The 12,680-nt window shown below is 64.0% G+C and carries 14 protein-coding genes; 7 read left to right on the top strand and 7 right to left on the bottom strand.

Going from position 1 to position 12,680, the window contains the following annotated elements:
* Nucleotides 1–1,201, top strand: a 1,201-nt coding sequence (locus AC07W0_RS13850) for a putative bifunctional diguanylate cyclase/phosphodiesterase (protein WP_146013168.1), incomplete at its 5' end; no start/stop codon positions are given.
* Between the two features lie 19 nt (nucleotides 1,202–1,220).
* Here AC07W0_RS13850 and AC07W0_RS13845 read toward each other — a convergent pair.
* A complete protein-coding gene (locus AC07W0_RS13845) occupies nucleotides 1,221–2,060 on the bottom strand; it encodes an AraC family transcriptional regulator (RefSeq protein WP_102617543.1) in 840 nt (279 codons plus the stop codon).
* An 83-nt stretch (nucleotides 2,061–2,143) separates the two neighbouring features.
* On the opposite strand from AC07W0_RS13845, the gene AC07W0_RS13840 reads away from it, so the two are divergent.
* On the top strand, nucleotides 2,144–3,355 hold the full coding sequence (locus AC07W0_RS13840) for an MFS transporter (protein ID WP_102617544.1): 1,212 nt from the start codon (nucleotides 2,144–2,146) through the stop codon (nucleotides 3,353–3,355).
* A gap of 83 nt (nucleotides 3,356–3,438) precedes the next feature.
* Here AC07W0_RS13840 and AC07W0_RS13835 read toward each other — a convergent pair whose 3' ends face one another.
* Together AC07W0_RS13835 and AC07W0_RS13830 are read right to left on the bottom strand one after the other, a co-directional pair.
* Nucleotides 3,439–3,861 carry an MAPEG family protein gene (locus AC07W0_RS13835; protein WP_102617545.1) on the bottom strand — a complete coding sequence of 141 codons (423 nt, stop codon included), beginning with the start codon at nucleotides 3,859–3,861 and terminating at the stop codon, nucleotides 3,439–3,441.
* The gene (locus tag AC07W0_RS13830) at nucleotides 3,854–4,159 is read right to left on the bottom strand and encodes a DUF2834 domain-containing protein (protein WP_102617546.1); all 306 of its coding nucleotides are present in this window, start codon (nucleotides 4,157–4,159) and stop codon (nucleotides 3,854–3,856) included. Before AC07W0_RS13830 ends, AC07W0_RS13835 begins: the two co-directional genes overlap by 8 nt.
* Nucleotides 4,160–4,242: 83 nt before the next feature.
* Here AC07W0_RS13830 and AC07W0_RS13825 point away from each other — a divergent pair, with 83 nt between their 5' ends.
* A complete protein-coding gene (locus AC07W0_RS13825) occupies nucleotides 4,243–5,031 on the top strand; it encodes a helix-turn-helix domain-containing protein (RefSeq protein WP_102617547.1) in 789 nt (262 codons plus the stop codon).
* A gap of 54 nt (nucleotides 5,032–5,085) precedes the next feature.
* The gene (locus AC07W0_RS13820; protein WP_173677809.1) at nucleotides 5,086–6,795 is read left to right on the top strand and encodes an amidase; all 1,710 of its coding nucleotides are present in this window, start codon (nucleotides 5,086–5,088) and stop codon (nucleotides 6,793–6,795) included.
* A 51-nt stretch (nucleotides 6,796–6,846) separates the two neighbouring features.
* On the opposite strand, the gene AC07W0_RS13815 is transcribed toward AC07W0_RS13820, so the two are convergent.
* From AC07W0_RS13815 to AC07W0_RS13805, 3 genes are all read right to left on the bottom strand, one after another.
* Entirely contained in the window at nucleotides 6,847–7,584 is a 738-nt protein-coding gene (locus AC07W0_RS13815) for a CPBP family intramembrane glutamic endopeptidase (RefSeq protein ID WP_102617549.1), read from the bottom strand.
* Nucleotides 7,581–7,793 (bottom strand): DUF6434 domain-containing protein, encoded by a 213-nt coding sequence (locus tag AC07W0_RS13810; RefSeq protein WP_102617550.1) that lies wholly within the window; start codon nucleotides 7,791–7,793, stop codon nucleotides 7,581–7,583. The genes AC07W0_RS13815 and AC07W0_RS13810 overlap by 4 nt, the downstream gene beginning before the upstream one ends.
* A 108-nt stretch (nucleotides 7,794–7,901) precedes the next feature.
* Complete coding sequence (locus tag AC07W0_RS13805) at nucleotides 7,902–9,227, bottom strand: aminotransferase-like domain-containing protein (protein ID WP_046490998.1); 1,326 nt, start codon at nucleotides 9,225–9,227, stop codon at nucleotides 7,902–7,904.
* 91 nt (nucleotides 9,228–9,318) lie between these two features.
* Here AC07W0_RS13805 and AC07W0_RS13800 point away from each other — a divergent pair, with 91 nt between their 5' ends.
* The 3 genes from AC07W0_RS13800 (at nucleotide 9,319) to yghX (ending at nucleotide 11,717) form a co-directional block, all read left to right on the top strand.
* The gene (locus AC07W0_RS13800) at nucleotides 9,319–10,209 is read left to right on the top strand and encodes a DMT family transporter (protein ID WP_102617551.1); all 891 of its coding nucleotides are present in this window, start codon (nucleotides 9,319–9,321) and stop codon (nucleotides 10,207–10,209) included.
* Nucleotides 10,210–10,290: 81 nt separating this feature from the next.
* Nucleotides 10,291–10,785 (top strand): PaaI family thioesterase, encoded by a 495-nt coding sequence (locus tag AC07W0_RS13795; RefSeq protein ID WP_046383638.1) that lies wholly within the window; start codon nucleotides 10,291–10,293, stop codon nucleotides 10,783–10,785.
* A 44-nt stretch (nucleotides 10,786–10,829) separates the two neighbouring features.
* A complete protein-coding gene (yghX, locus tag AC07W0_RS13790; RefSeq protein ID WP_102617552.1) occupies nucleotides 10,830–11,717 on the top strand; it encodes a YghX family hydrolase in 888 nt (295 codons plus the stop codon).
* Between the two features lie 65 nt (nucleotides 11,718–11,782).
* On the opposite strand, the gene AC07W0_RS13785 is transcribed toward yghX, so the two are convergent.
* The gene (locus AC07W0_RS13785; protein ID WP_102617553.1) at nucleotides 11,783–12,661 is read right to left on the bottom strand and encodes a LysR family transcriptional regulator; all 879 of its coding nucleotides are present in this window, start codon (nucleotides 12,659–12,661) and stop codon (nucleotides 11,783–11,785) included.
* Between the last annotated feature and the right edge of the window lie 19 nt (nucleotides 12,662–12,680).

Genomic DNA, 12,680 nt, shown 5'->3' with positions numbered 1-12,680 from the left:
CACCCACCCTTTGGTCATGCTCAGCCTGGACCTGGATCGGTTCAAACCGGTCAATGACTTGCTCGGGCATGCCGCCGGCGACCGGGTGCTCAATGAGGTATCGAGCCGCCTCTCTGATTGCGTGCGCCACGGTGACCTGGTCGCTCGGGTCGGCGGTGATGAATTTGTACTGATCCTGATCGATGCCGGCGCCCAGGACGAAGTCGAAGCCCTGTGCCGGCGCTTGATCGAGTCCGTCGAGCGGGTGATCAGGGTCGACGAGCAGGACGTGTTCATCAGCGCGAGTATCGGTATCGCCCTCGCGCCCAATGACGCCAACGGCGTCACCGAGTTACTGCGCTACGCCGATATTGCCTTGTACGAAGCCAAGGCCGCCGGGCGCAATACCTGGCGTTTTTACTCCGGCGAAATGAACGCGCGGATCATCGAACGGCGTCGCCTGGAAAGCGACCTGCGGTTTGCGATCAAGCACGCAGAGCTGCGTCTGCACTTTCAACCGCGCTATCGCATCAGCGACGGGCAAATGGTCGGCGCCGAAGCGCTGGTGCGCTGGCAACACCCGGAGCGTGGCCTGATCGCACCGGACACGTTCATCCCGATTGCCGAGGAGTCGGGGTTGATCCTCTCGCTGAGCGACTGGGTGCTGGAAACCGCCTGCGCGTGCGCCGCGCAGTGGCCGGATGAGCTGTTTGTGTCGGTAAACCTGTCACCCACCGAATTCAAGCGCGGCAACCTGGTGGAGCGCGTGCGGTACGCCCTGAATAAGTCCGGCATCGAGCCAACGCGCGTGGAGCTGGAAATCACCGAAAGCGTGATGCTTGAAGATGCCGTCGGCGCGCTTGAAGTCATGCACACCCTCAAGCACCTGGGTATCCGCATCGCCATGGACGACTTCGGCACCGGCTATTCCTCCCTGAGCTACTTGCGCGCGTTCCCGTTCGACGGGTTGAAAATCGACCGCAGTTTCTTGAACCGGCTGGAGGACAGCGCCGATGACAAGGCCATTGTGCAGGCGATTGTCGGCCTGGGACGCGCCCTGTCGCTGACAGTCACCGCGGAAGGAATCGAAACTGCCGAACACCTGGCACTGCTCAAGGCGGTGGCCTGTGACGAAGGCCAAGGCTACTTCCTCAGCCGACCGCTGGACGTCGACGCCTTCAACGGCCTGCTGGACGTGTGCGCAAGCACCCCGCCGTGTTAGCGCTCGACAGCGTCTTGCGCTAGCGGAAGAAATGACTCGGCGTCTTGCCGAACTGTTTCTTGAACATACTGGTAAAGGCGCTCGGGCTTTCATAGCCCAGCTCAAATGCCACATCGATGATCTTCTCGCCCACGGCTATGCGCTCCAGTGCCAGCAGCAACCGCGCTTGCTGGCGCCACTGGCCGAAGGTCAGGCCGGTTTCCCGGCGGAACAGGCGCTGGATGGTGGTCTGGTCCAGGCCCAGGCGCTCGCTCCAATCCGCCACGGTCGAGGCATCGCCCGGGTCGTCCTGCAACGCCAGGCAAATCCGGCGGATGCGCGGGTCTGCAGGCTGGGGCAAGGACAACGGCAAGGCCGGCAATAGCGCCAGTTCGTCGAGAATCAGGTGCATGATCCGCGCGTCGCGCGAATCCTCGGCATACGGCGGCTTCAAGCTGACCGATGCCTTGATCAGTTCGCTGAGCAGCGGTGAAATGCTGACGGCCTTGGTTTCGCTCGGCAGGTTCGGAAAACTCGCGGGGCGCACAAACACACTGCGCATTTTCAACGCCCCGACGCAGCGCAGCGAATGCACATGCCCACTGGGCATCCAGAAGCCGCGATTGGGTGGCACCGTCCACTGATTCTGCGCCGAATGCACCACCATCACGCCTTCGGTGGCGTACAGCAGTTGATGCTTCTCGTGGCTATGGTCGGGGATCACCCAGCTCTCCGGATAGTCGGTGGCCGAGCTGATGACGGCCCACTCGCCCTCATCGATATCCCGCAGAAATTTATCCAGTGTTTTGATGGCTCCGCCTCTTTTGCGATGTTTGCTGCCCGAATTTCGCGAGACAGGCGTTTTCGACAAATCTAGCATAAACGCCGAGTTCATCCATGGAGCGGCGGTTTAAATCATCGCTGCCCGTCCCCGTCGTTCACTGCCTTGTATGGAATGCCTGCATGTCGACCTTGACCGCGTCTCCCGCTGCCACCTCCAGCCCGCCCCAAGTCAGCCCCTTGGTCATGCGCGTCCTCGGCGCCTGCGCCCTGGCGCATTTGATCAATGACCTGATCCAGGCCGTGCTGCCCTCGATCTACCCAATGCTCAAGGCCAACTACGGGCTGAGCTTCACCCAGGTCGGCCTGATCACCCTGACCTTCCAACTGACCGCCTCCCTGCTGCAACCGTGGATCGGCTACCACACCGACCGCCACCCCAAACCCTGGCTGCTGCCGGCGGGCATGGTGTGTACCTTGATTGGCATCCTGATGCTCGCGTTTGTCGGCACGTTCCCGGCGATCCTGCTGGCGTCGGCGCTGATCGGCGTCGGCTCGTCGACCTTCCACCCGGAAACGTCGCGGGTGGCCCGCCTGGCTTCCGGCGGGCGCTACGGCCTGGCGCAATCGACCTTCCAGGTCGGCGGCAACGCTGGCAGCGCGTTCGGCCCACTGCTGGCGGCGGCGATCGTCATTCCCTACGGCCAGGGGCATATCGCCTGGTTCGGCCTGTTTGCGGTGTTCGCGATCCTGGTGCTGTATGGCTTGAGCCGCTGGTACCGCAACCACCTCAATTTGTTCAAGCTCAAGCAAGGCAGCAAAGCCACCCACGGCCTGTCGAAAGGCCGCGTGACCTCTGCCTTGGTGGTGCTGGCCTTGCTGGTGTTTTCCAAGTACTTCTACATGTCCAGCCTGACCAGCTATTTCACCTTCTATCTGATCGAGAAATTCAACCTGTCGGTCGCCAGTTCCCAGCTTTACCTGTTCCTGTTCCTCGGCGCGGTGGCCGCGGGCACCTTCTTTGGCGGACCGATCGGCGACCGGATCGGACGCAGGACCGTCATCTGGTTCTCCATCCTCGGCGCGGCGCCGTTCACCCTGGCCCTGCCGTATGTCGACCTGTTCTGGACCGCGATGCTCAGCGTGGTGATCGGTTTCATCCTGGCGTCGGCGTTCTCCGCCATCGTCGTCTTCGCCCAGGAGCTGGTGCCGGGCAATGTCGGGATGATCGCCGGCGTGTTCTTTGGCCTGATGTTCGGCTTCAGCGGTATCGGCGCGGCATTGCTGGGGTTGCTCGCGGACAGCCATGGCATCGAGTACGTCTACACGCTGTGCTCGTTCCTGCCGTTGCTGGGGGTTCTGACGATTCTGTTGCCGTCGACCAAAGGCGTTTGATCGGTTGAGCCTGCCGGGGCATCCGGCGGCTCGATCGCACGGGGCCGGCGCCTACAGCTAGCGCTTGAGGACGCCGGTGCCCTTCATATCATGTTCAACACGAGCATCGCGCCCAACCCGATCAGACACGCCACGCCCACCCCATAGGCCAGCGTGCGCCAGGGCTGGCACTCCATCAGGTACATGAGCGTGTGTGTCACCCGCGCCAGGGTAAAAACCCCGAACAGCACACCCGTGGCTACCGAAGCGGTGCCCGCCACGACACACAGCCCGCCGAGGACAAAAAACAGCGGAATGTTCTCCAGGTCATTGGCCCACGCCCTGGCGGCACGGCCGACTTGCGGCAGTTCGTCTGGCTGCGGCGCACGGTTGAAGAAAGCCGCATCTTCGGGGTTGGTGAACGCCCGCGCGCGCAGGCGGAAAAAACCCTGATAGCAGGAAATCGCCAGCATCTTCAGGCACAGCATCAACACGCACAGTGCGTAGACACGCAATAGCTCATTCATCCCGCAACCCCGTGATGACGATATAGAGCAGCGGCCCCACCGAAACGAACAGCGCCGTCAGCACCCAGTAAGGCAGCACCGACACCACCGACCGCCCACGCCGCCGGGCGTCGCGGTACATCCACACACAGGCCAGCAGCGCCATCAGGTACAGGTCGATCACCACTTGCGCGGTGTCCGGGCGCGACAGCAATTGCCGGCCAAACGCCAGCAGCGACTGCTCCGCGGTCAGCATCGTTATCAGCGTATACAGCGAAAACCCGAGCAAACCGGCCAGGGCGATAAAGGGTCTGTGCATGGTCTCTTCCTTGAAGTGATCGAGGCCCACGATAGTGATAAGGTTCAGCCCCTCGCAATGACCTCGGAGGTCATGGTCACGCCATGGACAATCCTGCTACCGCCGGCGAACACTTGCGCCGGCTACGCCGCCAGGCGCAGTTGAGCCAGCTCGACCTGGCCCTGATCACCGGAGTCTCGCAGCGTCATCTCAGTTGCCTGGAAACCGGCCGCGCCAAGCCGAGCCCCGGCACCCTGCACAATCTGCTGAGCGCGCTGCAGGTGCCCCTCGACCAGTGCAACCGCGTATTCCTCGCCGCCGGCTTTGCCCCGCGTTATGCCGCCACCCCCCTCGCCTCGCCGGCCATGGCGGCCATTCGCGAAGCGGTGAGCCATGTGCTGCACGCCAACAACCCCGCCCCGGCGATTCTGCTCGGCAGTGAGTGGCAAGTGCTGGCGGCCAACACCAGCACTGCCGTGCTCTTTGGCTTGGTCGGGATCGACCCGGGCGCCGCCGATGGCGTGAACCTGCTGAGCACCCTGCTGCAATCGGGCGGCCTGGGCGATCACCTGATCAACGCCGAAGAGATCCGCACCCTCGCCTGGCAACGGGCAACCCGCGAGGCCTTGACCAACCCATCGTTGGCGGCGCTGCTGGCCAGCCTGCCGGTGCCCGCCCACACCGAGCTGCCCAGCGACATGCCGCCACTGGTGTTGACCCGCGTGCGCTCGACCCAGGGCGAGCTGAACTTTCTATCGACCTTCACCACCTTCGGCATGCCCCAGGACATTACCCTCACCTCGCTGCGGATCGAGCATCTGATTCCCGCCGACGACTTCACATGGCAGGTCATGCGCAGCGCTTTCGAAGGTCATGCGGCGCTGGTTTTGTGAAATATCTGTCCGTAGACTGCCGCCATACCCCCACTTGAAGGCGGCGAAAAAAACCTGATGCAAGTTACCGAAGTCTCCATTGCCCAATTGCGCGCGGCGCTTGAGTCCGGCCAGACCACGGCCGTCGAACTGGTCCAGGCTTATCTGGCGCGGATCGACGCCTACGACGGCGCGCAGACCGCGACCGCGCTGAATGCCGTGGTGGTGCGCAACCCCGCAGCCCTGGACGAAGCCGAGGCGTCCGATGCGCGCCGGGCCAAGGGCGCAACGCTGGGACCGCTCGACGGCATTCCCTATACCGCCAAGGACAGTTACCTGGTCAAGGGCCTCACGGCGGCGTCCGGCAGCCCGGCGTTCGCCAAGCTGGTTGCCCAGCGCGACGCCTTCAGCATCGAACGGCTGCGGGCCGGTGGTGCCATCTGCCTGGGCAAGACCAACATGCCGCCGATGGCCAATGGCGGCATGCAGCGTGGCGTGTATGGCCGCGCGGAAAGCCCGTATAACGCCGCCTACCTGACGGCACCGTTTGCCTCCGGCTCGTCCAACGGCGCCGGCACCGCAACTGCCGCGAGCTTCGCGGCATTCGGCCTGGCGGAAGAAACCTGGTCGAGCGGGCGCGGCCCGGCGTCCAACAACGGCCTGTGTGCCTATACCCCGTCCCGTGGGGTGATTTCGGTGCGCGGCAACTGGCCGCTGACCCCCACCATGGACGTGGTGGTGCCTTATGCGCGCACCATGGCCGACCTGCTGGAAGTACTCGACGTGGTGGTCGCCGAAGACCCCGACACCCGCGGCGACCTGTGGCGCCTGCAACCTTGGGTGCCCATCCCCAGCGTCGCTTCGGTGCGCCCGGCGGCTTACGCTGAACTGGCCGCGACCGCCGCATCCCTCGCCGGCAAACGCTTTGGCGTACCGCGCATGTACATCAACGCCGACCCCGACGCCGGCACCAGCGAGAAACCCGGCATCGGTGGCCCGACCGGGCAAAAGATCATCACCCGCGCCAGCGTCATCGCCCTGTGGCAAGCCGCGCGCCAGGCCCTCGAGGCGGCCGGCGCCGAAGTCATCGAAGTGGACTTCCCCCTGGTGTCCAACTGCGAAGGCGACCGCCCGGGCGCGCCGACGGTGTTTACCCGTGGCTTGGTGTCCAAGGAGTTCCTCCACGATGAGTTGTGGGAACTGTCCGCGTGGGCCTTCGATGACTTCCTGCGCGCCAATAACGACCCGAGCCTGAACCGCCTGGCGGATGTCGACGGGCCGAAGATTTTCCCCCATGACCCCGGCACCTTGCCCAACCGTGAAGACGAACTGGCCGCCGGCATGGACGAATACGTGCGGATGGCCCAACGCGGGATCACCCCGTGGAACCAGATCAGCACCCTGCCCGACGGCCTGCGCGGCCTCGAACAGACCCGGCGCATCGACCTCGAAGACTGGATGGATAAGCTCGGCCTCGATGCCGTAATCTTCCCCACCGTCGCCGACGTCGGCCCTGCCGATGCCGATGTGAACGAAGCGTCCGCCGACATCGCCTGGAGCAATGGCGTGTGGGTGGCCAACGGCAACCTTGCCATCCGCCACTTGGGCGTGCCGACCGTTACCGTGCCGATGGGCGTGATGGCGGATATCGGCATGCCGGTCGGGCTGACCTTTGCCGGGCGCGCCTACGATGACTCCAGGTTGCTGCAACTGGCGTCAGCGTATGAAGCCACCGGCAGCAAACGCCTGGTTCCGCCGCGCACGCCGGCACTCACGCCACGCTGACGCGCGGTCCAAAGGTGGGAGCCACCGCTCCCACCTGGTTGCGCTGCTCACTCAGGCAACCAGAGGCACGGCAATCAACAGGATCGCCGTGCCATGGGCGAGCGTCGCGGCCAACACACCATGACGCATGCGCAACAACGCGCAGGCCAGCCCTTCGATCAGGGTAAACAGCAACACCGGCCAGCCCAATTGAGTGACGCTCAGGGCCAGGAACGCATGGCAGGCCGCGAACGCCACGCCGCTGATCAAGGCCGCCCGCAGTGGCGTCAGTTGTTGCTCCAGATAGCCCTGCAGATAACCGCGAAACAACACCTCTTCCAACGCATTGGCGCCATAGGCCAATACCACCATGCCTGGCAACCACACCCAGTAGTCGTGGATCGCTTGCGTATCCACGCCCTGGTAAAGCCGCAGCGGTACGCCGATCAGGCAGCCCACCGCCAGGCCCCTCGCCAGTCCGACGGCGCAATTGCCCTTGGACCACAAGACCAGCCGCGACAAGTCCGGCGCCACCCACGCGAGCCCGGCAACCAGCAACAGCGATAGACCGCCCAGCGCCGCCAGCACAAAGGTGTTGGCGGTGAATGCTATCTGCACATCGTCACTGAGCGCCCACATGCGCAACGGCGTCATCGCATCGCGCATCAGCACAAACGCCGCCAACAGAACCAGGATGCGGATCGCCGTCATCGACCTGGGTGTGAGCGCGAACCACGCGCCGAACAGCAGCAGGCCTGGCGTCAAATGGATGCCGTAGTTAACCAGTGCCACCATGCCTTGAGTAATCATAAGCCGGCGTTTCGACGCTGCCACTCATCCACCATATCGCCCAGGGTTTTGGCCGTGTCGTTGCGAATCCAGGCCATGAATGCGCGGTCGAACTTAAACCCCGGGCCGCAGTGTTCAAGCATGAAACGGCGCACGTTCTGGGTGTTTTTGTAGCGCGGGGTGATCGGGGTGCTGCGGGTGATGGGGTCGCTGTGCCAATTAAATTCCATTTTTTCTCACAAGGCGGTTTGTTGTTTTCGCCGTAGCATAGCGATGTGCCACTTAAGCAGGAAGTGCCGGATAGCGTCAGCACGCATGGTGAGCCGCCTAAGCTCGGCTCACCACGCCACCACCTTGCGTACCGCCAGCAAAGCCTCGCGCAGCGCCGTCATGTCCACCGAGCCCAACGCCAGGCGCAGCGCATGCGGTACATGGGCGGATACGGCAAACGGTTCGGCGGTGGACACGGCGATATTTTCGCGCTGCAAGGTCATGGCGATCTGATCGGCGCGGGCCTCTTCCGCCAGGGGCAACCAGAGAAAATACGACGAAGGATGGCTGATGTACGTCAGCCCCTTCAGCACCTGTGCCGCCAATGCCTGGCGCGCCCGGGCATCCTGGCGTTTCTGTGCTTCCAGTTGAGCCACCGTGCCGTCGTCGAGCCAGGCCACGGCAATCGCGCTCATTACTCCCGGCACATTCCAGGTCGTGGCCATGATGCTGCGTTCCAGGGCCTTCACCCACGCCGCCGGGGCTGACACAAAGCCGACCCGCAGGCCGGTGGCGACGCTTTTCGAAAAGCCGCCGACATACACCGTGCGTTCCGGCGCGAGGGTCGCCAACGGTGGTGGCGCGTGTTCTGCCAGAAATGCGTAGGCCGCGTCCTCGATGATCATCAGGTTGTGCTGACGGGCGATGGCTACCAGGTGTTCGCGTTGCTCCAGGCTCATCACCCAACCCAGCGGGTTATGCACGGTCGGCATGCTATACACCGCGCGGACCGGATGCTTGCGACACAGGCTGTGCAGATGATCGAGGTCGGGGCCGCTGGCGGTGAGCGGGATCGCCAGCATTTCCAGGTGCAGGGTCTCGGCCAGCACCTTGAAGCCTGAATAGGTCAGCGCGTCGACGGCAATCACATCCCCCGGTTTGAGCAGCGCCATCAGCGTCACGGCCAACCCATGTTGCGCGCCGCTGACCAGCAGCACCTGGTCGGCCTCGACCGTCAGCCCTCGACTCAGCAGATGGCGCGCCACCGCCGCGCGTTCATGCTGGCGCCCGGCGTGGGGCTGGTAACGCAGTAACGCTTGCAGATCGCCCGACAGCGCCAGTTGACGCAATGCCGTGCGCAGCAGCTCGGCCTGGCCCGGCAATGACGGGTAGTTGAAATTCAGATCCAGCATGCCCGGCGCCACATTCATCTGCCCACTGCCCTGCCCCGGCGGCAGCGAGATCTCGCGCACGAAGGTGCCGCGACCGGTTTCACCGCTGACCAGGCCCATCGCCGCCAGCTCGCTGTACACGCGGCTCGCGGTGACCAGCGCGAGGCCGTGGCGCGCGGCCAATTGGCGATGGGTGGGCAGACGCTCGCCGGGCGACAGCCTGCCGCTGCGGATGTCCTCGGCGAAGGTGTCGACCAGGTTTTTGTAACGGGCGCGGGGCATGGGCGATGTATCCATGACAATTTTTTGATTGTCTTAATCTTCCTGCCTAGCATGGCCCGCACGCAACCTCTCCTTTTTTCGGGCCCCCTTCATGGAACAGACCTCACCGTTCAATCCCCTGGCCAACAGCACCCAGGGTTGGATCAATGGCTTTATCGGCGTGGTGATTTTCAGCGGTTCGTTGCCGGCGACGCGCCTGGCGGTGATGGAATTCGAGCCGGTGTTCCTCACCCTGCTGCGCGCCACCCTGGCCGGCGTGTTGGCGTTGTGCCTGTTGGCTTTTTTCAAGGAAAAACGCCCAACACGCGCGCAATGGCTGCCCCTGGTCATCGTCGCCCTCGGCGTGGTTATCGGCTTCCCCTTGCTGACGGCACTGGCCCTGCAATACGTGACGTCCGCGCACTCCATCGTGTTTATCGGCCTGTTGCCGCTGGCCACGGCGCTCTTTGGCGTACTGCGCGGCGGTGAGCGGCCACGCCCGGTGTTCTGGTTGTTTTCGATCCTGGGCAGCGCGCTGGTGATGGGGTATGCCGTCGCCCAGGGCCTGAGCGCCGCACCGGCCGGCGACCTGCTGATGCTGTTGGCGGTGCTGGTGTGCGGCCTGGGTTACGCCGAGGGCGCCAAGCTGTCGCGCAGCCTGGGCGGCTGGCAAGTGATCTGTTGGGCGCTGGTGGTGTCGTTGCCGGTGGCGCTGCCATTGAGCCTGATGCTCGCGCCGCCGACCTTCACTGGCATCAGCCTGCCGGCGTGGCTGAGCCTGGGCTATGTGGCGCTGTTCAGCATGTTGATCGGGTTTGTGTTCTGGTACCGCGGGCTGGCCCAGGGCGGCATCGCCGCGGTCGGCCAGTTGCAGTTGCTGCAACCGTTCTTCGGCCTGGCGCTGGCGGCGGGCCTGCTGCATGAGCAGGTCAGCCTGGGCATGGTGCTGGTGACAGTCGCGGTGATCGGCTGTGTGGCCGGGGCCAAGCGGTTTGCGCGCTAGCGTCTGCGGCGATGGCATTATTCCCATCCGGCGCGCGTCCTGTTAAACAGGACAGTCACCCCAGAACAATAAGGACTTGGCATGCACACCCCGTCACTGCAAGACACCACCGCCCCCGAAGGCATCTGCTACGGCTGCGGCGGCAACAACCCCCATGGCCTGCATATCAAGAGCCGCTGGGACGCCGACGGCATTCACGTGGTCGCCGAGCACCAACCGGAAGCGAAATACAGCGGCTGGCCGGATCTGGTCTACGGCGGCCTGATCGCCATGCTGGTGGACTGCCATTCGAACTGGACCGCCATGGCCTACCACTACCGCGCCGAGCAACGCGAACCCGGCAGCCTGCCGCGTATCGACTGCGTGACCGGGCATCTCGGGATCAAATTCATCAAGCCCACGCCCCTGGGTGTCACGCTGACCTTGCGTGCCCGGGTCGAGGGCGATGTGGGGCGTAAAAGCCGCGTGGTCTGCGAGGTATACGCCGGCGATGTGCTCACGGCGATCGGCGATTCGGTGTTTGTGCGCGTCGATACCGGGCAACTGGCCGCCGCCGCCCACGCTCGCAACGCGTGATCCTGGTCTACATTGACTGGCACCACTAATCGAGGACTGCACCGATGACTCGTCTCACCGCGAAAGACTTCGCCCCCGAACTGCTGGAGCTCTACGACGGCTACGCCCACGGCAAGATCAACCGCCGCGAGTTTCTCGACCGCGCTGCACTGTTCACCTTCGGCGGGCTCACCGCGTCGGCGCTGCTCGCCGCCCTGAGCCCCAACTATGCGCTGGCCGAGCAAGTGAAATTCACCGACCCGGACATCGTCGCGGACTACATCACCTACCCTTCGCCCAAGGGCAACGGCACGGTGCGCGGCTATCTGGTGCGCCCGGCCAAGACCACCGGCAAAGTCCCCGCCGTGGTCGTGGTGCATGAAAACCGCGGCCTCAACCCGTATATCGAAGACGTCGCCCGCCGCCTGGCCAAGGCCGGCTTTATCGCCCTCGCGCCGGATGGCCTGACATCCGTGGGTGGCTACCCCGGCAACGATGAAAAAGGCGTAGCGCTGCAACAAAAAGTCGACCCGACCAAGCTGATGAACGACTTCTTCGCCGCCATCGAGTGGCTGATGCACCACGACAACAGCACCGGCAAAGTCGGGATTACCGGCTTCTGCTATGGCGGCGGCGTGGTCAATGCAGCAGCCGTGGCCTACCCGGAACTGGGCGCCGCCGTGTCATTTTACGGGCGGCAGCCAGAGGCCAAGGACGTGCCGCGCATCAAGGCACCGATCATGCTGCATTACGGCGAACTGGATACGCGGATCAACGAAGGCTGGCCGGCCTATGAAAAGGCCCTGAAGGCCGCGGGCACCACCTATGAAGCGTATATCTACAAGGGCGCCAACCACGGTTTTCACAACGACTCGACGCCGCGTTATGACGAGGCGGCGGCGAACCTGGCGTGGCAGCGCACGCTGGGGTGGTTCAACAAATACCTGGCCTGACCGCCTCTGAATGTGTAGAGGTTAGCCGCCGACAAATGTTTCATTTTGCTTCTTGATGAAAAATTTCAGCCCTGCACCGCCATCACCGTCAGCCAGGCCTTGAACGCCAGCATCGCCGAGGTTTCGGCGCGTGACTGCAGGCGCGTCAACCAATAGCTGCCGGTGCTGATGCCCACGTTGAAGGGCTGGCGGATCGCATCACTTTCCAGTTGTCGCGAGAACATCAGCGCGGGGGCCAACGCCACGCCGATGCCCTGCAGCGCTGCTTCCATCATCGCCAGCGATGAGTCAAACACGATGCTGCGCGGCACCAGGGTGTCGGCAGGCAGCCCGGCGGCCTGGAACCACAGGTTCCACTCATCGGCGCGATAGGAGCGCAGCACCGTGTGCTTCAACAGCTCGGCCGGCGTGTGTAACTGCTCGGCGATTGACGGCACGCAAAGCACCGTCAGCGGCGCTTCGAACAATGGGCAGGCGTCGGTGCCATGCCAGGCCCCGGCGCCGAAACGGATCGCGTAATCCAGGCCTTCGGCGGCGACATCGACACGGTTGTTGTGCGTCGACAGGCGCAGGTCGATAAACGGGTAGCGGTGCTGGAAGTCCGCCAGGCGCGGCAGCAGCCAGCCCACCGCAAAAGTGCCGACCGCGCCAACGCTGAGCACTTCGCGGTAGTGCCCGCCTTCGAACTGGCCCAGGGTGTGGGCAATGCGGTCGAAGGACTCGCGCAGCACCGGCAACAACGTCTCGCCTTCGCGGGTCAGCATCAGGCCACGCGGCAGGCGTTTGAACAGGGTGACGTTCAGTTGCGCCTCCAGGCTCTTGACCTGGTGGCTGACCGCCGCCTGGGTGACACATAACTCAATGGCGGCCCGCGTAAAACTCAGGTGCCGGGCGGAGGCCTCGAATGCGCGCAGGGCATTGAGAGGCAAATGGGAACGCAGCATGCTTGCCCCTAATTTTTCT

The organism is Pseudomonas sp. GW704-F2 (assembly GCF_059423025.1).
This window is presented reverse-complemented; position numbering and strand designations above follow the sequence as displayed.

Bases quoted from the DNA above. Each gene is read 5' to 3' on its own strand.
- AC07W0_RS13845 (WP_102617543.1), bottom strand. From the start codon at position 2,060: ATGCTAGATTTGTCGAAAACGCCTGTCTCGCGAAATTCGGGCAGCAAA.
- AC07W0_RS13840 (WP_102617544.1), top strand. From the start codon at position 2,144: ATGTCGACCTTGACCGCGTCTCCCGCTGCCACCTCCAGCCCGCCCCAA.
- AC07W0_RS13835 (WP_102617545.1), bottom strand. From the start codon at position 3,861: ATGAATGAGCTATTGCGTGTCTACGCACTGTGCGTGTTGATGCTGTGC.
- AC07W0_RS13830 (WP_102617546.1), bottom strand. From the start codon at position 4,159: ATGCACAGACCCTTTATCGCCCTGGCCGGTTTGCTCGGGTTTTCGCTG.
- AC07W0_RS13825 (WP_102617547.1), top strand. From the start codon at position 4,243: ATGGACAATCCTGCTACCGCCGGCGAACACTTGCGCCGGCTACGCCGC.
- AC07W0_RS13815 (WP_102617549.1), bottom strand. From the start codon at position 7,584: ATGATTACTCAAGGCATGGTGGCACTGGTTAACTACGGCATCCATTTG.
- AC07W0_RS13810 (WP_102617550.1), bottom strand. From the start codon at position 7,793: ATGGAATTTAATTGGCACAGCGACCCCATCACCCGCAGCACCCCGATC.
- AC07W0_RS13805 (WP_046490998.1), bottom strand. From the start codon at position 9,227: ATGCCCCGCGCCCGTTACAAAAACCTGGTCGACACCTTCGCCGAGGAC.
- AC07W0_RS13800 (WP_102617551.1), top strand. From the start codon at position 9,319: ATGGAACAGACCTCACCGTTCAATCCCCTGGCCAACAGCACCCAGGGT.
- AC07W0_RS13795 (WP_046383638.1), top strand. From the start codon at position 10,291: ATGCACACCCCGTCACTGCAAGACACCACCGCCCCCGAAGGCATCTGC.
- yghX (WP_102617552.1), top strand. From the start codon at position 10,830: ATGACTCGTCTCACCGCGAAAGACTTCGCCCCCGAACTGCTGGAGCTC.
- AC07W0_RS13785 (WP_102617553.1), bottom strand. From the start codon at position 12,661: ATGCTGCGTTCCCATTTGCCTCTCAATGCCCTGCGCGCATTCGAGGCC.